25 protein-coding genes are annotated in these 19,637 nt (G+C 70.6%); 14 read left to right on the top strand and 11 right to left on the bottom strand.

Annotation, left to right across the window (positions count from 1 at the left end; all coding sequences use genetic code 11):
* Positions 1-79: 79 nt before the first annotated feature.
* Positions 80-937, top strand: coding sequence for a lysozyme inhibitor LprI family protein (locus VIL67_RS03650; RefSeq protein ID WP_332047483.1), 858 nt, complete (start codon positions 80-82; stop codon positions 935-937).
* Positions 938-1,010: 73 nt separating this feature from the next.
* On the opposite strand, the gene VIL67_RS03645 is transcribed toward VIL67_RS03650, so the two are convergent.
* On the bottom strand, positions 1,011-1,997 hold the full coding sequence (locus VIL67_RS03645; RefSeq protein ID WP_332047482.1) for a malate dehydrogenase: 987 nt from the start codon (positions 1,995-1,997) through the stop codon (positions 1,011-1,013).
* A gap of 108 nt (positions 1,998-2,105) precedes the next feature.
* Here VIL67_RS03645 and VIL67_RS03640 point away from each other — a divergent pair, with 108 nt between their 5' ends.
* Positions 2,106-2,525 carry an HIT family protein gene (locus VIL67_RS03640; protein ID WP_332047481.1) on the top strand — a complete coding sequence of 140 codons (420 nt, stop codon included), beginning with the start codon at positions 2,106-2,108 and terminating at the stop codon, positions 2,523-2,525.
* Between the two features lie 2 nt (positions 2,526-2,527).
* Here the strand turns inward: VIL67_RS03640 and VIL67_RS03635 are convergent, their stop codons facing one another.
* A complete protein-coding gene (locus VIL67_RS03635) occupies positions 2,528-3,166 on the bottom strand; it encodes a hypothetical protein (protein WP_332047480.1) in 639 nt (212 codons plus the stop codon).
* Between the two features lie 4 nt (positions 3,167-3,170).
* Positions 3,171-4,031, bottom strand: a complete 861-nt coding sequence (locus VIL67_RS03630; protein ID WP_332047479.1) for an HpcH/HpaI aldolase/citrate lyase family protein — start codon at positions 4,029-4,031, stop codon at positions 3,171-3,173.
* A 62-nt stretch (positions 4,032-4,093) separates the two neighbouring features.
* Here VIL67_RS03630 and VIL67_RS03625 point away from each other — a divergent pair, with 62 nt between their 5' ends.
* Entirely contained in the window at positions 4,094-4,477 is a 384-nt protein-coding gene (locus VIL67_RS03625) for a DUF2237 family protein (protein ID WP_332047478.1), read from the top strand.
* Positions 4,478-4,620: 143 nt separating this feature from the next.
* Entirely contained in the window at positions 4,621-5,181 is a 561-nt protein-coding gene (locus tag VIL67_RS03620) for a DUF6624 domain-containing protein (RefSeq protein WP_332047477.1), read from the top strand.
* A 1-nt stretch (position 5,182) separates the two neighbouring features.
* On the opposite strand, the gene thpR is transcribed toward VIL67_RS03620, so the two are convergent.
* A complete protein-coding gene (gene thpR / locus VIL67_RS03615; protein ID WP_332047476.1) occupies positions 5,183-5,719 on the bottom strand; it encodes an RNA 2',3'-cyclic phosphodiesterase in 537 nt (178 codons plus the stop codon).
* A gap of 9 nt (positions 5,720-5,728) precedes the next feature.
* Positions 5,729-6,376, bottom strand: coding sequence for an arylesterase (locus tag VIL67_RS03610; protein WP_332047475.1), 648 nt, complete (start codon positions 6,374-6,376; stop codon positions 5,729-5,731).
* 196 nt (positions 6,377-6,572) lie between these two features.
* On the opposite strand from VIL67_RS03610, the gene VIL67_RS03605 reads away from it, so the two are divergent.
* The gene (locus tag VIL67_RS03605; RefSeq protein WP_332047474.1) at positions 6,573-7,325 is read left to right on the top strand and encodes a Bax inhibitor-1/YccA family protein; all 753 of its coding nucleotides are present in this window, start codon (positions 6,573-6,575) and stop codon (positions 7,323-7,325) included.
* A gap of 114 nt (positions 7,326-7,439) precedes the next feature.
* Here VIL67_RS03605 and VIL67_RS03600 read toward each other — a convergent pair whose 3' ends face one another.
* Positions 7,440-7,775: a DUF2794 domain-containing protein gene (locus VIL67_RS03600; protein ID WP_332047473.1), complete on the bottom strand. Its 336-nt coding sequence runs from the start codon at positions 7,773-7,775 to the stop codon at positions 7,440-7,442.
* Positions 7,776-8,150: 375 nt separating this feature from the next.
* Here VIL67_RS03600 and VIL67_RS03595 point away from each other — a divergent pair, with 375 nt between their 5' ends.
* Positions 8,151-8,885 carry a hypothetical protein gene (locus tag VIL67_RS03595; RefSeq protein ID WP_332047472.1) on the top strand — a complete coding sequence of 245 codons (735 nt, stop codon included), beginning with the start codon at positions 8,151-8,153 and terminating at the stop codon, positions 8,883-8,885.
* A 13-nt stretch (positions 8,886-8,898) separates the two neighbouring features.
* Here VIL67_RS03595 and VIL67_RS03590 read toward each other — a convergent pair whose 3' ends face one another.
* Positions 8,899-9,594, bottom strand: a complete 696-nt coding sequence (locus VIL67_RS03590; protein ID WP_332047471.1) for a DUF1223 domain-containing protein — start codon at positions 9,592-9,594, stop codon at positions 8,899-8,901.
* A 134-nt stretch (positions 9,595-9,728) separates the two neighbouring features.
* Positions 9,729-12,416: an aconitate hydratase AcnA gene (gene acnA, locus VIL67_RS03585; protein WP_332047470.1), complete on the bottom strand. Its 2,688-nt coding sequence runs from the start codon at positions 12,414-12,416 to the stop codon at positions 9,729-9,731.
* A 175-nt stretch (positions 12,417-12,591) separates the two neighbouring features.
* Here acnA and ccmA point away from each other — a divergent pair, with 175 nt between their 5' ends.
* The 7 genes from ccmA to VIL67_RS03550 all read left to right on the top strand — a co-directional run bounded on the left by ccmA (position 12,592) and on the right by VIL67_RS03550 (position 16,430).
* Positions 12,592-13,188 carry a heme ABC exporter ATP-binding protein CcmA gene (ccmA, locus tag VIL67_RS03580; protein ID WP_332047469.1) on the top strand — a complete coding sequence of 199 codons (597 nt, stop codon included), beginning with the start codon at positions 12,592-12,594 and terminating at the stop codon, positions 13,186-13,188.
* On the top strand, positions 13,185-13,850 hold the full coding sequence (gene ccmB, locus VIL67_RS03575) for a heme exporter protein CcmB (RefSeq protein ID WP_332047468.1): 666 nt from the start codon (positions 13,185-13,187) through the stop codon (positions 13,848-13,850). The genes ccmA and ccmB overlap by 4 nt, the downstream gene beginning before the upstream one ends.
* 122 nt (positions 13,851-13,972) lie before the next feature.
* A complete protein-coding gene (locus VIL67_RS03570) occupies positions 13,973-14,662 on the top strand; it encodes a Spy/CpxP family protein refolding chaperone (RefSeq protein WP_332047467.1) in 690 nt (229 codons plus the stop codon).
* A 42-nt stretch (positions 14,663-14,704) separates the two neighbouring features.
* Positions 14,705-15,433: a heme ABC transporter permease CcmC gene (gene ccmC / locus VIL67_RS03565; protein WP_332047466.1), complete on the top strand. Its 729-nt coding sequence runs from the start codon at positions 14,705-14,707 to the stop codon at positions 15,431-15,433.
* Positions 15,433-15,579, top strand: coding sequence for a heme exporter protein CcmD (gene ccmD / locus VIL67_RS03560; RefSeq protein ID WP_332047465.1), 147 nt, complete (start codon positions 15,433-15,435; stop codon positions 15,577-15,579). The genes ccmC and ccmD overlap by 1 nt, the downstream gene beginning before the upstream one ends.
* The gene (locus VIL67_RS03555) at positions 15,576-16,103 is read left to right on the top strand and encodes a DsbE family thiol:disulfide interchange protein (RefSeq protein ID WP_332047464.1); all 528 of its coding nucleotides are present in this window, start codon (positions 15,576-15,578) and stop codon (positions 16,101-16,103) included. The genes ccmD and VIL67_RS03555 overlap by 4 nt, the downstream gene beginning before the upstream one ends.
* 48 nt (positions 16,104-16,151) lie before the next feature.
* The gene (locus VIL67_RS03550) at positions 16,152-16,430 is read left to right on the top strand and encodes a hypothetical protein (protein WP_332047463.1); all 279 of its coding nucleotides are present in this window, start codon (positions 16,152-16,154) and stop codon (positions 16,428-16,430) included.
* Between the two features lie 310 nt (positions 16,431-16,740).
* Here the strand turns inward: VIL67_RS03550 and VIL67_RS03545 are convergent, their stop codons facing one another.
* The 3 genes from VIL67_RS03545 to ftsY all read right to left on the bottom strand — a co-directional run bounded on the left by VIL67_RS03545 (position 16,741) and on the right by ftsY (position 18,938).
* Positions 16,741-17,319 carry a MarR family winged helix-turn-helix transcriptional regulator gene (locus tag VIL67_RS03545; protein WP_332047462.1) on the bottom strand — a complete coding sequence of 193 codons (579 nt, stop codon included), beginning with the start codon at positions 17,317-17,319 and terminating at the stop codon, positions 16,741-16,743.
* 93 nt (positions 17,320-17,412) lie between these two features.
* Positions 17,413-17,997: an inner membrane-spanning protein YciB gene (locus VIL67_RS03540; protein WP_332047461.1), complete on the bottom strand. Its 585-nt coding sequence runs from the start codon at positions 17,995-17,997 to the stop codon at positions 17,413-17,415.
* A complete protein-coding gene (gene ftsY, locus VIL67_RS03535; protein ID WP_332047460.1) occupies positions 17,994-18,938 on the bottom strand; it encodes a signal recognition particle-docking protein FtsY in 945 nt (314 codons plus the stop codon). The genes VIL67_RS03540 and ftsY overlap by 4 nt, the downstream gene beginning before the upstream one ends.
* A gap of 59 nt (positions 18,939-18,997) precedes the next feature.
* Between ftsY and VIL67_RS03530 the strand changes: the two genes are divergently transcribed.
* Positions 18,998-19,621: a trimeric intracellular cation channel family protein gene (locus VIL67_RS03530; RefSeq protein ID WP_332047459.1), complete on the top strand. Its 624-nt coding sequence runs from the start codon at positions 18,998-19,000 to the stop codon at positions 19,619-19,621.
* Positions 19,622-19,637: the final 16 nt, after the last annotated feature.

Raw genomic sequence — 19,637 nt, 5'->3', positions numbered from 1 at the left:
AACCAGCTTCGCTGTTGCAACGGCGAAGCCGGCGAATGGGTTAGGGCGGCGCGGGGGACGCGCTGGAGACGACATCGACATGCCGAAGGACCCGATCGGGGAATCCTGGGCGGGAAGCACATACAATGGCTTCGCCGGTCATTCGGCCCAGCAGGCGGCCGCCCCTCACCCGCATGCCCCACCCTCCGCCCCGTCGCATGGAACCCGCAACCGCAATCTGCTGATCGGCGGGGTCGCGGGCGCCGTGGCGCTCGGCCTGGTGTTCGGCCTCTGGGCGCGCCCGCAGTTCGGCGAGGACGACCGCGATCGCGGTCCCATGCGCCCCGTCCCCGCCGAGGCGACCCAGACGCCCGCCATGCCGGTGGAAGTCGCCCGCCCCACGCCGGCGCCCGTCCCTGTCGCCGACGGGCCGCTGGAAGTCCTGCCTCCGGAACTCGCCGAGGCGCCGCCTGAGAGGCTGCCGCAGGTGGTTGCGCCGACGCCGCCCCAACGCCTGCCGACCGTAACCCGGACCGCGCCCACCGCACCGCGTGCTCAGCCCCCGGTGCAGGTGGCCCAGGCGCCGCCGCCGCCGGCTGTCGTGCCGAGGTCCGCGCCCGAGGCGGCGGCCCCCGTGGTGGCGCGCGCGCCGGAGCCGCCGCCCTACGTTGCGCCGCCGCCGGATCGGGTCACGCCCAGCTTCAACTGCCGCTACGCCCGCTCCCCGTCGGAGCGCCTGGTGTGCAGCGACCCCGAACTCGCCGCCGCCGATCGCCGCCTGGCGAGGGCCTACAACCGGGCCGTCGCCGCGGGCATCCCCGCCCGCGAACTGCGGGCCGAACAGGACGACTGGCTGTCGATCCGGGAGCAGGCCGCCCGGCGCTCGCCGCGCGCCGTCGCCAGCGTCTACGAACAGCGGATCCAGGAGCTGAACGAGCTGGCCGAGAGCCAATACTGAAAGACCCTCTCCGGCGGAGAGGGTCTCAGGCTATTGTGCTGTGGAGAGGGCGGCCTAAGGCCGCCCGTCCGGCTCAGCCGAGCATGTCCTTCACGGTGTCGCGCTCGCCGACCAGCTCGTCGTTGGTGATCTTGATCTTCGACTTGGCGAAGTCGTCCATCTCGTACGAGGTCACCACCTCGTAGGCGCCCGGGGCGGTGGTGCGCACCGGCATGCCCGCCCAGACCCCTTCGGCGAAGCCGTAGCGGCCTTCGGAATTCACGGCCACCGAGTGGACGGCGCCCGGGGTGAACAGGTCGCGGACGTGATCGATCAGGGCGTTGGCCGCCGACGCCGCCGAGCTCTGGCCGCGGGCCTCGATGATCGCCGCGCCGCGCTTGCCGACGGTGGGCAGGTACTCGTTTTCGAGGAAGGCTCGGTCGTTGATGACATCGGCCGCCGCCTTGCCGCCGATCTTGGCGTGGGTGAAGTCGGCGAACATCGTCGGGCTGTGGTTGCCGTAGATGAACAGCTCGCTGACGTCGTTGATCGACACGCCGGCCTTCTTGGCCAGCTGGGCCCGGCCCCGGTTCTCGTCCAGGCGCACCATGGCGGTGAAACGGTCCGGCGTCAGGCGCTTGGCCTGGCTGGCGGCGATCATGCAGTTGGTGTTGCAGGGGTTGCCGACCACCGCCACGCGGGCGTCGTCGGCGGCCACCTCGTCGATCGCGCGGCCCTGGGCGATGAAGATCTTGCCGTTGTCCTTCAGGAGGTCGGCGCGTTCCATGCCGGGGCCGCGGGGCTTGGAGCCCACCAGCAGGTTCCAGTTGGCGTCCTTGAAGGCGACCTTCGGATCGTCGGTCAGCACCATGTCCTGCAGCAGCGGGAAGGCGCAGTCTTCCAGCTCCATGGCGACGCCCTTGAGCGCCTTCTGCGGGCCTTCGGCGGGGATCTCGAGCAGCTGCAGGATGACCGGCTGGTCCTTGCCGAGCATCTCGCCCGAGGCGATCCGGAAGAGCAGGGCGTAGCCGATGTTGCCGGCCGCGCCGGTCACCGCCACGCGGATGGGGGACTTCGCCATGGGTCACTCTCCAGAATGAGGCGTACGGAAACGGCGCTGGGGCCGGGGGTCGCGGGGTCCGTAGCCAATTGACGGCCATGCTGCAATGCCGCAGAGCCGCAAGGCGCCATGACCGAGCTCGATCCCGCCTTCGCCGCCACCTCTGAAGCCCTCGGCGAGCTGGCGCTCAGCCATGTGAGGCTGCAGCGGGATGCGCGCTATCCGTGGCTGGTGCTGATCCCCAAGGCCGTCGGCGCCCGCGAGCTGGAGGACCTGGCCCCTGGCGAGCGCGACGTGCTGATGGAGGAGATCGTCCGCGCCGGCGTGGCCGTCCGGGCGATCGGCGCGGCCCTGGCGCGTCCCGTGGCCAAGCTCAATGTCGGCCAGCTGGGCAATGTGACGCCGCAGCTGCATGTGCATGTGGTCGGCCGCCGGCCGGACGATCCGGCGTGGCCGGGCCCGGTCTGGGGGCAGGGCGCCGCCCAGACCTATCGCGCCGAAGACCTGAAGCTGGCCCTGGCGACGGCGCGCGGGGCGCTCGGCCTCTAGCCTCAGGGCTGGGGCGGCGCCTTGCGAAGGGTGACCGCGCGCCGCTGGCCGGCCTCGGTCAATTCGCCGGTCCAGGCGCCGCCGTAGCCGCCGGTGAAGGTGGCGCTGGCCGGTCCGAAGCGCAGGGCGAGCTGGCCGGCGTCGCGCCGGATCTCCGTCACGAACCCTGAGGCGTTGAGCGCCCCTGGACGGCGCAGGTCGCGCCAGGCGCCTTCCACCACGCCGTTCCCACGGTCGACCAGCTTCAGCTCGTAGAGCCCGCCCGTCGGACCCGCGAGCGTCCAGGCGCCGTCCAGCGGCCCCAGGAAGGACTGCGCCGACGCGAACGAGGCGCGCAGGCGCGACTCGTAGGCCAGGTCCCGCACGCTCGGCGGCGCGTCGGGATTCCTGCCGGTTTGATCCACGAACACCGGCGCGGTGAGCCGCGGGGGCGGCGGGGCGTAGGGTTGCGGCGTGGCGGGGAGGGCGATCTCGGGTTCCGGCGCCGGCGCCAACGGCTCCGCGGCGGTGTCAGGCTCCTCCGGGTCCGCCTGCGCGGCAGGAGGCTGCGCCAGAAGCGCCCCGATCGGATCGGCGGGCTGGGCGAAGGCCGGGACCGCCAGCGCGGCGATCACTAGGGCGGCGGCGGGGATGCGCCTCATCGCGTCAGGCGACCTCGTGAGCGGCGATCGCGTCGGCGACGCCGATCAGACGCCGAGCCTGGTCCAGATGCAGCCTTTCGACCATTCGTCCTTCCACCTTCAGAACCCCCTTGCCCGCGTTCTCGGCCAGATCGAAGGCGGCGACGACGGCGCGCGCCCATTCGACTTCCGCCTCGTCGGGGGTGAACGCGCGATTGGCGGTTTCGATGTGCGTCGGGTGGATCAGGGTCTTGCCGTCGAAGCCGAGGTCCACGCCCTGGGCGCACTCCCGAGCCAGGCCGTCGAGGTCCGGAATGGCGTTGTAGACGCCGTCGAGGACGGTCAGCCCGTGGGCGCGGGCGGCCATGACGCTCAAGGACAAAGCCGGCAGGAGAGGGGCCCGGTCAGTCCCCGGCCGGCAGCGCATCTCCTTCACCAGGTCGTTGGCGCCGATGACCCAGACATCGCAGCCGGTGTCGACGCTCGCCTCGCCGATGGCGTCCAGGCGGAAGACGGCGCGGCAGGTCTCGATCATCGCCCACAGGCGCGAGGCGCCGCCCAGCGCCTGGGCATAACGGGAAAGGTCATGGGGGCCGCCGACCTTGGGGACCAGCACCGCGTCGGGCGAAGCCTCGGCCGCCGCCGCAAGGTCCGCCTGGCCCCAGGGCGTGTCCAGGCCGTTGACGCGCACCACCAGCTCTCGGCCGCCGAAGCCGCCGCCGCGGACCGCTTGGACGGCCAGGATCCGCGCGTCGTCCTTGGCCTCCGGGCCGACGGAATCCTCGAGGTCCAGGATGACCACATCGGCCGGCAAGGTCCGAGCCTTCTCCAAGGCGCGAGGGTTGGAGGCCGGGAGGTAAAGGGCGCTGCGGCGGGGACGAACCATGCTGGGCCTCCTGGCTCCTTGGCGCGTGGCGGACGCCTCGTCTTAGCGGTTAGGATGGGCGCATGACCACACGCTATGACCCGGACGCCCGCAACGTGCTGGGCGGGGAGCTGCAGCCCTGCTCCACCCGACCGATGACCGGCTTCTTCCGCAACGGCTGCTGCGAGACCGACCACCACGACAGGGGCATGCATACGGTGTGCGCCGTGATGACCGCCGAGTTCCTGGCCTATTCGCGCTCGGTGGGGAACGACCTCTCCACGCCCGTCCCCGACGCCATGTTCCCGGGGCTCAAGCCTGGGGACCGCTGGTGCCTGTGCGCCCCGCGCTGGAAGGAGGCGCTGGACGCCGGCGCGGCGCCGCAGGTGGTGCTGGAGGCGACCCACGAGGAAACCCTGGCGATCGTGCCGCTTGGGATCCTCAAGGACCACGCGGCGGAGGCCTGATGCGGGGCGTTGCGATCAGCGTCGGGATCCTGCTGGCTCTGGCTGCGGGCGGGCCGGCGGCGCCTCAGCCCGCGAAACCGCCGTTTCTAACCCGACCCCTCTCGCCGGAGGGCCAGTCCCTTGCGGACGCTTGGGCTGCGCGCGTGGCGACTGTGCGCCGTGAGATCGCCGCCTTGCCTCCGGCAGGCTCGCTCGTGGAGGATTTCGCGCGGCGTAACCGGCTCCAGCGAGAGGCGAGGCTGGCGCTGTCGCCCATCCTGGCCTCTCCTCCGCAGGAGCGTGGCTGGATCCTCGCCGTGGTCTGGAACGAGCTCGCCAAGATCGACGCCGACAACACCGAGGCCCTTCGACGGGCCCTTCCCGCGCGGGGCTGGTTCTCGGACGCCACGCTCTCGCACGAGGCCTGGGACATCGCCCAGCACACCGATCACTGGGAATTCCAGAAGGAGGTGCTAGGGCGCGTTGAGCCACTGGCCGGCACGGCGCTGATGGCTGGGGGCGACTTCGCCAAGCTCTACGATCGTGTGGCGCAGCGAGAGGGGCGGCCGCAACGCTTCGCGACCCAGGTGTCGTGCCGCGCCGGCGCACGCTCGTTTGGCGACGTGGAGGATCTCGGCCGTGTCGACGCGCTGCGGGCCAGGGTCGGTCATAGTGAGACGCGTGCTGAGACCGAGGCGCGACTGAAGGTGGGCCAGCCCTGCTAGCTCACCCCAGCGGGTACTCCGCCTCAAGGCGGTAGGCCGAACCTTCCTTGGTCTGGCGGCTGGAGTAGAGGCCGAAGCGGTCCACCCAGATGCCGGGGCTCTTCAGGAGGTTGTTCGCCTGGATCCAGCGGGCCACCTCGTCGGGATTGGGTCGCCGGGTGTAGGCGAGCGTCACGTGAGGCCGGTAGTGGCGGCTCTCCGCCTTCAGGCCGGCGCGCCGGGCGGCCGTCTCGCAGGCCCTGGCCAGGTGGCGGAGCTCAGGGTTCTCTTGCACGCCGGCCCAGATCGCGTGGATGTCGCCGCCGTCGCCGAACGCGCCCGCGCCCTCCAGGGCCAATTCGAAGGGACGCCCGCCGACGGCGGAGAGCTCGGTGTCGAGATCCCGGGCGACGTCCTCGCGCAGGTCGCCGAAGAACCTGAGGGTGATGTGCAGCGCCTCGAGGGGTCGCCACCGGGCGCCCTCCACGTCCTTCTGCCGGGCCTGGAGCGCGCGGCCGATCTCCTCGGGGATGGCGACGGCGGCGAAGAGGCGGATCATCCCCTCCCCTTAGCCGGCCTGCAGCCCCCGCGCCACGACCGGGGCGAGCCGCCGGGCGATCAGGGTGACGCCGGCCGCATTGGGATGGATGCCGTCGCGCTGGTTGAGATCGGGGTTCAGCGCCACCCCCTCCAGCATGTTGGGCAGGAATAGCAGGCGGTGGGCCCGGGCGACGCTGGCGAAGGCCTGGTTGAACTCGCGGGCATAGCTGCCGCCCAGAATGTGGGGCGCCTGCACGCCGGCCAGAATGACCGTGACGTTGCGGGCCTTCAGACGGCGCACGATCCGGTCGAGGTTGTCCCGGATCGCGGCCGGAGCCGCCCCGCGGAGCAGGTCGTTGCCGCCGAGCGCCACGACGCACACGTCGACCCCGGCCGGGACGGCGCGGTCGAGGCGGGCCAGACCACCGGCGGTGGTGTCGCCGTTGACGCCCGCTGGCAGCACCCTGGCCGGAGCCCCGATCCGGGCCAGTTCGGCCTGCAGGCGAGAGGGAAGGGCCTGAGTGGAGGGCAGGCCGTAGCCAGCGGTTATGGAGTCGCCCAGCACGGCGACGCGCGGGGCGGCGGCCGCCTCCGATGCGGTGGGAAGACCTGCGGTTGCGGTCAGGGCGGCGGCCGCGGCCAGAACGGCGCGGCGCGAGGCGTCTGAAGTGCTCATGATTTCTGATATTTAGGTGCGGCGGGTTGCACGCCAACCGCTTTGGCGACGGAGATTTGCTGCAGGCGCGAAGTGCAGAGTTGCTGCTGGATTTTCAGGAACTCTTTACGAACCAAGGCCTTGCTTAGCGCGGGTACGGCCCCGATATTTGGGGCTGCGTCCAATCCGGACGGAAAAGACAAGGGCTTTGTCTCAGATGAGCGACTTCAACCGCGGCTACGCGCGCACGATCCCCGCCGATCGCGCCGACATGTCGGTGGACGCGGGTCTGCGCAGCTTCATGCTCGGCGTCTACAACAAGGTGGCGCTGGGTCTCGTGCTCTCCGCCGCCCTGGCCTACGTGACGGGTCAGGTCGAGCCGGTGCAGCAACTGCTCTACCGCGTGACCGCCGACGGCCGCCTGGCCGGCTTCCAGCCGCTGGGTTACGTCGTGGCCTTCGGCCCCCTGGCGGTGATGATGTTCGGCATGTTCGGCATGCGCAACGCCACCCCGCGCAGCTCGGGCATCTTCTACTGGACGATCGTGGCCCTGATGGGGGCCAGCCTGGGTGCGATCACCCTCGTTTACACCGGGGCCTCCATCGCCTCGACCTTCCTGATCACGGCCGCCGCCTTCGGCGGGCTCAGCCTGTTCGGCTACACGACCAAGAAGGACCTGACCGGCTTCGGCAGCTTCCTGCTCGTCGGCCTGATCGGCCTGGTGATCGCCTCGGTGGTGAACATCTTCCTGCAGAACTCGGCGATGAACTTCATCATCAGCGTGCTGGGCGTGTTCATCTTCGCCGGCCTGATCGCCTACGACACCCAGCGCCTGAAGATGACGTACTACGAGATGGGCGGCGACCAGGCCGCCATGGGCGTGGCGACCAACTACGGCGCGCTGAGCCTCTACATCAACTTCATCAACCTGTTCCAATTCCTGCTCAGCATCTTCGGCAACCGCCGATAAGCGCGACAGGGATCGCAGGATCCGGGAAGCCCCGGCGGGAGACCGCCGGGGTTTTTCTTTGTTGGGGGGGCGAAGAGGCGACGTCGCTTCGATGCTGCCGCGGCTTCGGGTGGTCTAGTCCACCACCTTGAAGCGGCCCTTGTCGAAGAAGCGCAGCACCTGCTCCAGCTCGTGGCCGCGGCGCAGGATCATGCCGCCCTCGCCGATGATCGCCCAGGCGCCCTGCTTGCGGGCCAGCGCGGGGCGCTTCTCGATGCGATAGAGGGGTTGTTCGCTCGAGCGGCGGAACACCGAAAAGACGGCGGCGTCGGAGAGGCCGTCCATGGCGTAGTCGCGCCATTCGCCAGCGGCCACCATGCGCCCGTAGAGGCTCAGCAGGCGTTCAAGCTCGCGCCGCTCGAAGAAGATTCGCCCGGGGCGGGGCGCCGCATGGGGCGGATCGAATGCCATCGAAAGAAAACCTAGACTGACTCTTCGCGCATTTGCGAGCGCAAGCCGCAGGAGATGGGTTCCCTAGGTCCAGGAACAACCGGCGCCACCCGCCCCACAATGACCTTATTTCGGTCCCGCCAGGGACAAGGCCGATGGGTTTATAGGATGTGTCGGTTGGACAGAGACGGCGGTCCCGGATCCTGAACAGCCCCCCCAGCCCCCCTGGATCGGCGGCCTGGCCAACCGACACACAACACTGCACTGATCCCCCGACGAGCCCCCGCGGACCTCTCCAGCCGCGGGGGCTTTCGTGTGTCTGGGCGGCGCGGGATCCTGGTTTCGGCTTGCCTGCGGGCGCTCGCCCACGGTAGCTGCGGCCGGGGAGGGACGCCGATGATCAAGCCGCTTTGCCGCGCCGCCATAGCCCTGCTCGCGGCCGCGAGCCTCGGCTCCGGCTTGGTGCGGGCTCAGCCCGCCGGACCGCCCGCCGAGGACCGGACCGCGGTGGAGGCCGGGCTGCTGACCATGCCGGTCTACGTGGTGATGAAGCAGCACTACCCCGAGACCTACGCCAAGATCGTCGAGGTTATCACCCGGGGCATGGCCACCGGGCGTCCCATGGCGGCGATCCAGGGAGAGGCGAGGGCGATCTACCTCGATCTGGTGAAGGCGCAGAGTCCGAGGGCGGATCCGCGCAACCTTCTCGAGAGCATCGACATCGCCACCGACCAGGCCGAGACCCTCGTCGATGACCCGCGGACGTGCCTGGGACTACTGGGCGTGCAGCCCATGGAGATCGTCGCGCAGGAGGTGCTGTCATCGGAGCTGGCGGCGCGGGAGCTGGCCTGGGGCGCGACCCTGCTGAAGCAGACGGCCGAGCGTCCCTACCGGCCCAACCCCGGTGTCCGGACGCCTGACGCAGCAACCATGGAGGCCCTGGCCATCGCCGCCTACGACGGCCTGCCGAGCGACGACAGCCGCAAGCGCTTCATGGCGCTGGGCGGCGACTTCAGCAAGGCGACCGACAGCGCCGACCAGCGGGTGGGATGCGAGTTCACGATCGGCTTCCTGCGCAACCTGCAGAAGCGCCCGCCCGAGGAAGCGGCGGAAATCATCCGCGGCTTCTGATCCGGCGATCCGCTCAGTCCTTGGGCTGGCCGACGCCCAGGATGCGGCCGCCCTTGGCGCCCTGCACCAGGACAACGACGGCGAGCCCTGGCTCCTCGGCGGCGGGGATGCGGTAGGCGGTGGGCCGGCCACGCCAGGCGCCGAGGCGGACCAGCTCGCGGACCACGTTGCGGTGGACGATCGTGTCGCCCCGATTGTCGCCGCTCTTCACCGTCACGCCCTGCTCGCGGGGGTCGTAGCGCACCAGCCAGACCTCGGCGCCGCCGCGTGGGACGCGGCCGGAGCCCACGTCTACGCGCCGCGGGCTCATGAACCGGATGTCGGGTGCGTTGGACGGAGCGCGGGCGGCCTCCCGCACCAGCTGGTCGACGCGGCCGCTCTGGCGACCGGCGGCCTGGGCGCGGCCGTCGACCACCACCTGCGGGGTGTAGGGCTCGCGCAGCTTCAGCTTCGTCACATACGCCTTCTGCCGCTCGGAGAACTCCGGCCGGGCGAAGGTGTCCTCCAAGCCGAGGTAGTCCCAGTAGTCGACCGAGAAGGTGAGCGGCAGGACGCCGGGGCGCTCCGCGAGCTTCGCCACGTGCGCATTGGCCTCGCCGCAGGAGCCGCAGCCCTGGGCGGTGAACAGCTCCACAACCACAGGCGGTCGCGCAAACGCGGCCGCGGGTGCGAGCAGCAGCAGCAGACTGAGGAGCGCGGCCTTCCGCATCGAGGCCGACTTAAGGGGTGTTCCCTCGCCTGTAAATTACAACAAGGCGTGAGACCCGCGCGGGACGCGAGCCCCAAACGATAAGGGCTCCGGACCGCAGCCCGGAGCCCCTGCCGTGTCGCGCGCGCGGCGGATCAGCCCTGGCGGGCGAGGCTGCGCAGCACGTAGTTCAGGACACCGCCGTGCTTGAAGTACTCGAGCTCGGTGGGGGTATCGATCCGGCAACGGACCGGGAACCGGGCGATGCGGCCGTCGCTCGGGCGGTACATCTCGACGATCAGCTGCTTGCGCGGCGCGAGGTCCGTGAGGCCGCGGATCGTGACGATCTCCTCGCCCGTGAGACCGAGCTTGTGCCAGCCTTCCTGGGTGAACTGCAGCGGCAGCACGCCCATGCCGACCAGGTTCGAGCGGTGGATGCGCTCGAAGCTCTCGGCCACCACCGCGCGGACGCCCAGCAGCTTGGTCCCCTTGGCCGCCCAGTCCCGCGACGAGCCGGTGCCGTATTCCTTGCCCGCAAACACCACCAGCGGCCGGCCTTCGGCCTGGTAGCGCATGGCCGCGTCGTAGATCGACATGGTGTCGCCCGACGGGAAGTGGCGGGTGACGCCGCCCTCGATGTCGGGGGTGATCTTGTTGCGGATGCGGATGTTGGCGAAGGTGCCGCGCATCATCACTTCGTGGTTGCCGCGGCGCGCGCCGTAGGAGTTGAACTCCGACGTCGGCACCTGGCGCTCACGAAGGTAGACGCCCGCCGGCGAAGTGGCCTTGATCGAACCGGCCGGCGAGATGTGGTCGGTGGTGATCGAGTCGCCGAACACGCCCAGCACGCGGGCCTCGACGATGTCGGTGACCGCCGACGGCTCCATCTGCATGTTCTGGAAGTAGGGCGGGTTCTGGACGTAGGTGGAGCCCATGTCCCAGGCGTAGGTCTGGCCGCCGGCCACCTTGATGCCCTGCCAGTTCTTGTCGCCCTTGAAGACGTCGGCGTAGCGGGTGGCGAACATCTTGTTCGTCACGTGCTTGCGCTGCAGGGCGGCGACTTCCTCGCTGGTCGGCCAGATGTCCTTCAGGAACACCGGCTTGCCGTCCTTGCCTTCGCCGAGCGGCTCTGTGGCCAGGTCCTTCAGCATGGTGCCGGCGAGCGCGTAGGCCACCACGAGCGGCGGCGACGCCAGGTAGTTGGCCCGCACGTCCGGGTTCACGCGGCCTTCGAAGTTGCGGTTGCCCGAGAGCACCGAGACGGCGACCACGTCGTTCTTGCTGATGGCTTCCGAGATCGGCTCCGGCAGCGGGCCCGAGTTGCCGATGCAGGTGGTGCAGCCGTAGCCGACCAGGTTGAAACCCAGGGCGTCGAGGTGCTTCGTCAGGCCGGCGGCCTTGAGGTAGTCGGTGACCACCTGCGAGCCGGGCGCCAGCGAGGTCTTCACCCACGGCTTCACCTGCAGGCCCTTCTCCACCGCCTTCTTGGCCACCAGGCCGGCGGCGATCAGGACCGAGGGATTGGAGGTGTTGGTGCACGAGGTGATGGCGGCGATCACCACGTCGCCGTTGCCGATGTCGAAGTTCTCCTTCTCCACCGGGAAGCGCGCCGCCATGGCGTCGGCCTTGCCGAAGTCGTTGGCGAGCGCGGTGCGGAACTCGGCCGCCGCGTCGGTCAGGACCACCCGGTCCTGCGGCCGCTTCGGGCCGGCCAGCGAGGCCGTCACCGTGCCGAGGTCGAGCTCGAGGGTGTCGGTGAACACCGGGTCCGGATCGGACGCGTCGCGCCAGATGCCTTGGGCCTTGGCGTACTCTTCGACGAGCGCCACGCGGGCCGGGTCACGGCCGGTCGCAGCGAGATAGTTGATGGTCGCCTGGGTGACCGGGAAGAAGCCGCAGGTGGCGCCGTATTCCGGAGCCATGTTGGCGATGGTCGCCTGGTCTTCCAGGGTCAGGTTGGCGAGGCCGGGGCCGTAGAACTCCACGAACTTGCCGACCACACCCTTCTTGCGCAGCATCTGGGTGACGGTGAGCACCAGGTCCGTGGCCGTCGCGCCGTCCGGGAGGACGCCGTCCAGGCGGAAGCCGATGACCTCGGGGATCAGCATCGGGATCGGCTGGCCGAGCATGGCCGCCTCGGCCTCGATGCCGCCCACGCCCCAGCCCAGCACGGCCAGGCCGTTGACCATGGTGGTGTGGCTGTCGGTGCCGACCACGGTGTCGGGATAGGCGACTTCGACCCCCTCATCCGTGTTCGTCCAGACCGTCTGGGCCAGGTACTCGAGGTTCACCTGGTGGCAGATGCCGGTGCCGGGCGGGACGACGCGGAAGTTGTTGAAGGCCGAGGAGCCCCAGCGCAGGAAGCGGTACCGCTCCATGTTGCGCTCGTACTCGCGCTCGACGTTGGCGGCGAACGACTTGCCGGTGCCGAAGTAGTCCACCATCACCGAGTGGTCGATCACGAGGTCGACCGGGTTCAGCGGGTTGATCTTCTCGGGGTTGGCGCCGAGCTGGGTCATGGCGTCCCGCATGGCGGCGAGGTCCACCACCGCCGGCACGCCGGTGAAGTCCTGCATCAGCACCCGGGCAGGCCGGAAGCTGATCTCGTGCTCGACCGCGCCCTTGTTCTCGATCCAGGCGGCGATGGCCTTGAGGTCGGCTTCGGTGACGGTGTCGCCGTCCTCGTTGCGGAGCAGGTTCTCCAGCAGCACCTTCATCGAGATCGGCAGGCGGGAGACGCCCGAAAGTCCCGCTTCCTCCGCCGCGCGGAGGCTGTAGTAAGCGTAGGTCTTGTCGCCCACCACGAGCTCGCGGCGGGTTTTCAGGCTGTCCACTGACGCCATTTTCGGAGATCCTCTCTCTGTTCGCGGCCGCCCCAAGTCTTTCCCGAGGATCGCGCGTCTTTAGAGGCGGACGCACAGGTTCCGTCTCCGCGCGGCGTACGTCCCCCAGAGCGACGGCGGCCGGGCGCTTCATAGGCCGAACCGCCTGCAAGGTCCATGCGATGGGCGTGTGCGAATGATTCGCACGCTGGAGCTGCGCGGCGTGGCCGTCCGGCGCGGCGGGCGGCTGCTGTTCGAGGGAGTCGACCTGGCGCTCTCCGCCGGCGAGGCGTGCGCGTTGACCGGCGCCAACGGGGCCGGCAAGACCAGCCTGCTGCGGTGCGTGGCGGGACTGGTGCGGCCCGAGGCCGGCGAGGTGGCGTTCGGCGAGGTCGAGCCCGCCGAGGCGCGCGGCGCAGGCCTGCACTTCGTCGGCCACCACGACGGGCTGAAGCCGGCCCGCACCGCCCGCGAGGAGCTGGCCTTCTGGACCCGCTGGTGCGGCGGCGCCGACATCGCCTCGGCGGTCGAGGCGCTGGAGCTCGCGCCCCTGCTCGATCTGGAGGTTCGCCGGCTGTCGGCGGGGCAGCGGCGGCGGGTGGCGCTGGCCCGCCTGCTGGCCGCGCCCCGGCCGCTGTGGCTGCTGGACGAGCCTCTGAGCCCGCTGGACGCCCGCTGGCGCGCCCGCGCCGGGGCGCTGATGCAGCAGCACCTGGCGGGCGGGGGCCTGATCCTGGCCGCCGTGCACGATCCCCTCCCGGTCGCCACCCGCAGCCTGGAGCTGGCCGCATGAGCCGGCTGGGCGCCCTGCTGGTGCGGGAGACGACCCTGGCCTGGGGCCGCGGCGGCGGGCCGCTGGTGGCGGTGGGATTCTATGCGGGGGTGGCCACCCTGCTGCCGCTGGCCATCGGGCCGGAGCCGGCGAGGCTGGCGGCCGTGGCGCCCGGCCTGGCCTGGGTCGCCCTGGCGCTCGCCTCGCTGCTCTCCCTCGAGCGGCTGTTCGAGCGCGACTACGAGGACGGCGCCCTGGACCTGCTGCTGCTCTCGGAAACCCCGCTGGAACTGACCTGCGCGGTCAAGTGCCTGGGCCAGTGGCTGGCGACCGGCGCCCCGCTGGCGCTGGCTGCGCCCGTCGCGGCCATCGCCCTGGGCGCGAGCCCTGCGCTGGCGCCGCTGATCTTCGCCTGCGCCCTGCTGGGCGGCCTCGCCTTCGCCTTCGTGGGCGGGATCGGGGCGGCGCTGAGCCTGGGGGCCCGGCGCGGCGGCCTGCTGACCGCGGTGATCGTCCTGCCGCTGTTCACGCCGCCGGTGATCTTCGGCGGCGGCGCGCTGGACGCCTTTGCCACCGGCGTGGCGTGGCAGCCGGGGTTCGCCCTGCTGGGCGCCTATGCGCTGGCCGCCCTGGCCCTGGGACCGGTGGCGATGGCTGCGGCCTGCCGCAACGCGCTGAGCTGAGGCCCCTAAAGGCGCCGCAAGATGAACAAAGCTTCACGGAGAACGGCGCCATTTCGCCCATTTTCCGCGTGAGCTTCCGGCTAGCTTCCATGCCCAAGCTTCCGGAGGACGCCATGTCACGAATGATCAGACCCGCGTTGGCCGCCGCCATGGCCGCCCTGCTCGCCGGCGGCGCGGCCGCGGCCTACGCCCAGACCCAGCCCGCCGAAGAGGCGATCCGCCAGGCCCAGCGCGACGCCCGCAAGGCGGAGCGTGACAGCAACACCACCGCCGCCCTGGCCCGCAAGGCGCAGCGGGACGCAGACCGCGGCCGCGACCGCGTCCACCGCGTCATGGTGCGCCGCCTCGGCGACGAGGGCGACCGGGCCGAGCACCTGCGCAACATCCTGCAGCTGCGGCCCAACCAGGAGGCGGCGCTGACCGCCTACGTGGACGCCATGAAGCCGAAGCACGACCAGCTGATCCGGTTCGATGCGGCCGACGAGAAGAAGTCCACGCCCGAGCGGCTGGCCGAGATGGAGACGCGCATCGCCGAGCGCGAAGCCGCCGGCCGCGCCCGTATCGACGCCACGCGCCGCTTCTACGCTCAGCTGGACGAGCGGCAGAAGAAGGCCTTCGACGAGCTGCCGCTGATGATGGGGCCAGGCGAGTTCGGGCCGATGCCGGTGCGGGCCATGCGCATCTTCCACGACGGGCCGGGCTTCCCGGGCGCGGACTTCCACCACGGCCTCATGCCGCCGCCGCCTCTCCCGCCCGCCTCGCCCGCTCCCCCAGTCCCACCGACGCCGCCGACGCCGCCCTCCGACCTCTAGCGCGGCTTGCGAGGCGGGCCGGCGGGCTCTAGAGCCAAGGCCATGATCCCGGCGCCCGCCTTTCTGCGGAATCCAGAGCGGTTCATGGCGTTCTCGCGATGGGCCGCGCCGCTGTTCGGCGCCGTGGCCGTGGGCTTGGCCGCCGCCGGCTTGTGGCTGACCTTCTCCGTGCCCGAGGACTACCAGCAGGGCGACACGGTCAGGATCATGTTCATCCATGCGCCGGCCGCGCAGCTGGGCCTGTTCGTCTACGCCTGCCTGGGCGGAGCGAGTTTCCTGGCGCTGGTGTTTCGGCACGTGCTGGCCGACGCCGCCGCCCAGGCCGCCGCCCCGCTGGGGGCCGCCTTCACCCTCCTGGCGCTCGTCACCGGCTCCCTGTGGGGCCAGCCGATGTGGGGAACCTGGTGGGTGTGGGATGCGCGGCTCACCTCGGTCCTGGTGCTGTTCCTGTTCTACGTGGCCTATATCGCTCTGCGGGCCTCCCTGGACGACGAGGCCAAGGCCGGGCGCGCGGCGGCCATCCTGGCGCTGGTCGGGCTGATCAACCTGCCGGTGGTCTACTTTTCGGTGGAGTGGTGGAACACCCTCCACCAGGGCTCGTCCACCTTCGCCGGGGAGGGCCGGGGGCTCGCCCCCGTATACCGGCCGCCGTTCTACCTGATGAGCCTCGCCTACATGTCCGCCTTCGGCTCGCTGTGGCTGGTGCGGATCCGCGGCGAGGTCTGGCGCCGACGGGCCGAGGCGGCGGCGCTCAGGGCGGCGAGGGCCTGATGCCGGATTTCGACGCCAGTCCCTACGCGGCCTATGTCTGGCCGGCGTTCGCGATCACCGCCGGCGTGTTCGCCTGGATGGTGGCGAGCTCGCTGGGCCACGCGCGCCGCTGGAAGCGGCGGGCGCAGGATCGGAGCGAGCCATGAGCCGCTGGCTGGCGCTTCTGCCGCTGATCGTCCTGGTGGCGCTCGGCGCCCTCTTCGGCCTCTACGCCCTGAACCGCAATCCGCAGGTGCAGCCCGAGGCCATGGTGGGCAAGCAGGTCCCCAACGTCACCCTGGTGACCTTGGCCGAAGGCCAGCCGGCGCCGCTGCGGGAGGCCGCGGCCGAGGGGCCGATGCTGGTCAACTTCTTCGCCTCCTGGTGCGCGCCGTGCGAGATCGAGCACCCGGTGCTGATGCAGTTGAAGCAGGACCGCGTGCGCTTGGTCGGCGTGGCTTACAAGGACGCGCCGCAGAACACCCAGGCCTTCCTGACCCGCCTGGGCGATCCGTTCTCCGAGGTGCTGGTGGACCGGGACGGCCGCGCGGGCATCGAGTTCGGCGTCACCGGCGTGCCAGAGACCTATGTGGTGGGCGCCGACGGCACGATCCTGGCCAAGCACACCGGACCCCTGACCCTCGAGGCCGCGCGCAAGCTGGCCGACCAGGCGCGTCCCAGCGTCCCCTAGAGCGGCGCTTCGCCGGGGCGCCGCAACATGGTCAACGCGACGTTAACCATGATTGGCCACGCTGCGGCCGTGAACCCGATCCGCCCCGTCGGCCTTGCGCCCACCGCCCCCGCCGCGCCGGCTCCGAAGCCCGACGCCGCCCGGTCGGCCGGGCAGCGGGCCTTCTTCGAGATGATCGCCGGCAAGTCCCCAGCGGCTGCGGCCGCGCCTTCCGCATCTGCGGAAACGAGCGCTGCGACCCCGCGTCCCGAGAGGCTTGCCGCCGCCGCTGGCGAACCGCCGACTAAAATTCTGCGCCCAGGCTCGCTGCTCGACATCCGCATCTGAGCGAACGCGGCTCTGCTGTTAAGCTTTTCAAAAAATTACCTTATTTTAAGGCGGAACGGCTCGCTCGCGGCGCGAGTTCTTGCGCCGTGATGGCAAATGATGTGACGAGCGAGAGGGACGCGCGCGTCCGGGATGAAGCCGACGCCTTGTGGCGGGAACTCTTCGGCGAACCCCCGCCCATTCGCGCGGACGGCGGCATGATGCTGGAGATCATCATGCGGAGCCTGCCTGAGAAGGGCTATGAGCGGCTGAGCTCACCGTACCTGCGGCCGTCGCAGATCGCCCTGCCGCACCAGGGCTTCGCGGGCCACTAGGCCAGCTTCTTCCGCTTCGGCGCCGCGGTTTTGGCTTTGGCGGTCTTGGTCGTCTTGGCCTTAGCAGCCGCAACGTCCTTCGCCTTGGGCTTGAGGGCCGCCGGCGCCGGTCGCTGTGCAGCCTCCTGCTCCCGCACCAGATCCCGCAACAGGCCCACCAGGGCCGTTCGCCGCCCGCCGCCGGCGATCAGCTTCAGAAGGCGCGCGTCGGCTTCCGCCATCAGGGGTCGCGCGGCTTCGAGGGTGGCGCGACCCTGCTCTGTCAGCCGCACGGTGTTGGCGCGGGCGTCGGCGGCGGATCGCTCCCGCTCGAGGAGCCCCTTGCGGATCATGCGGGCGGCCATGTCCGCCAGCGTGGACCGGTCGATCCCGGTGATGCGCACGAGGTCGGTCTGGGTGGCGCCCTCGTGGTCCGCGGCGGCGGCCAGCACGGCGTACTGCCGCTGGGTGACGCCCTCGGGGCCGAACACCTCGGCATAGATGTCCACCGCCACCTGCTGCGCCCTGTGGAGGAGGTGACTGGGCGATTTGTCGAGCGCCGCCACGCCCTTCGTTACTGATTTCGCCTTCACCATTCCCGACCCGCCGAGCCCCGCCCAATACGGTAACATCGTTATACGAGAGTCTAGGTCCGGCGGGCGACGTAAATTGTGTCAGAGCCGCAAAATTTATTCCGTGGGCGGGGGCGGAAGGTCCTCGGCCTTCATGTAGCGCATGAGCAGCGGCAGCTGGGTGAACACGAAGGCGATGGTGAGGGCCTGCAGGCCGAAGGAACGGAACGCAACCCACGTCGCCTCGGTCTGGGTCCGCCAGACCGCCTCGTTCAACACGGCGAGCGACCAGTAGAACAGGCCGAAGCGCAGCATCAGCTTGCGCCAGACCTCGTCCGGCAGGACCAGGGCCTGGCCGAGCACCGCCTTCAGCGGGTTCTTGCGCGCCACCAGCCCGCCCAGCAGAACCGCGCCCAGGGCGAAGTTCAGGACGGTGGGCTTCACCTTCATGATCCGCGGATCGTGGAAGATGAGGGTGAGACCGCCGAACAGGGCGCCCATCAGGCCGACGAACAGCGGCATGGGCGCGAGGCGCCGCTCGACCACGGCCCCCACCAGCAGGGCCACCACGGAGGCGACGACGATGGCCACCGTGGCCTTCATGAAGTCGCGCCCGAAGCCGAAGTAGACGACGGCGAAGGCGATGGGCGCGGAGTAGTCGACGAACCAGCGCACCCATTTGCGGCGGCTTTCGGCGCTCATCGCACGGGCTCCGCAAGGCCAACCAGGGAACGGGCGAAGGCCCGCGCGTCGAACGGCTGCAGGTCCTCGATCCCCTCGCCGACGCCGACCAGCTTGATGGGCGAGTCCGAGGCCTGGGCCACCGGCACCAGCACGCCGCCGCGGGCGGTGCCGTCCAGCTTGGTCATGACGATCCCTGAGACGCCGATCTGGTTGCCGAAGATGTTCTCCTGGGCGAGCGCATTGCGGCCCACGGTGGCGTCGAGCACCAGCAGTGTCTCGTGCGGCGCCTCCGGCTCCAGCTTCTTGACCACGCGGATGATCTTGTGGAGCTCGTCCATCAGCCCCTGCTTGTTCTGCAGCCGGCCGGCGGTGTCGATGAGCACCACGTCGTAGCCCTCCGCCTTCGCGCGCTCCACGGCGTCGAAGGCGAGCCCGGCCGCGTCGGAGCCCGTGGGCCGCGACATGAAGTCGGCCCCCGACCGCTCGGCCCACACCTTCAGCTGCTCCACCGCCGCGGCGCGGAAGGTGTCGCCGGCGACCACAAGCACCTTGGCTCCGCGGCTCGTCAGGTCCGAGGCGATCTTGCCGAGCGTCGTGGTCTTGCCCGAGCCGTTCACCCCGATGAAGAGGACGACATAGGGTCTGGGGCCCGACAGCGGGTCGAAGTCGCCCTGGCGGCTGGAGAGCTCGTCGCCGATGGCCTGGGCCAGCGACTCCTTGATCTCCTCCTCGGACACCGTCTTGCCGAACTTCTCGTCGGCGAAGCGCTGGGTGATGCGGGCGGCGGAGTGCGGCCCGAGATCCGCCTCGATGAGCATCTCCTCGAGCTCGTCGAGCTTCGCCTGATCCAGCGGCGCCTTCTGGACGAAGGCCGAGGCGATCTGGTCGCCCATCTGCTTCGACGAGCGCGTTAGGCCTTCGGTGAGCCGCTGGAACCAGCCGCGTTTGGGGTCTGCCATGGGGCCGCCTTCTAGCGGGGCGCTTGCGGCCCGTCACCTGCGCGGCGCAGAAGAGCGGCATGGACGGGCTCGCGCTCACCCTGACCGTACTGGACTACGCCGCCGTCGCCGTGTTCGGCGCGTCCGGGGCGCTCGCCGCCGCGCGGCGCAAGCACGACATCATCACCTTCGGCTTCTTTGCGGCGGTCACCGGCGTGGGCGGCGGCACGCTGCGCGACCTGCTGATCGATGCGCCGGTGTTCTGGGTGCTGCGACCGGAATACCTGGTGGTCTGCCTGGCGGCGGCGACGGCGATCTGGGTGTTCGGCTGGGGCCGGGGGCGCGAGCGGCTGCTGCTGTGGCTCGACGCCCTGGGCCTGGCCGCCTACGCCGTGGTGGGCGCTCTGAAGGCTATCTCGCTGGGCGTGGCGCCGCTGGCCGCCGTGGTGATGGGCGTGCTTACCGCCACCTTCGGCGGCGTGCTGCGCGACGTGCTCGCCCACGAGCCCTCGGTGCTCCTGAAGCGCGAGCTGTACGTGACGCCGGCGCTGCTCGGGGCCACCCTCTTCGTGGCGGTGCGGGCCGTGGGGCAGCCGGAGCTGGCGGTGGCGTTGGGGTTCCTGGCGGCGTTCGGGGTCCGCGCCGGGGCGATCCTGTTCGGCTGGCGCATGCCGGGCTTCCCGGGCCGCGCGCCCCCAGACTGAGCGTCGGCCGGACCGA

It is taken from the genome of Phenylobacterium sp., from assembly GCF_036563385.1.
In the GTDB taxonomy this organism is placed as follows: Bacteria; Pseudomonadota; Alphaproteobacteria; order Caulobacterales; family Caulobacteraceae; genus Phenylobacterium.
Note: the sequence above shows the minus strand (reverse complement) of the source record. Positions and strands in the feature narration are given on the sequence as shown.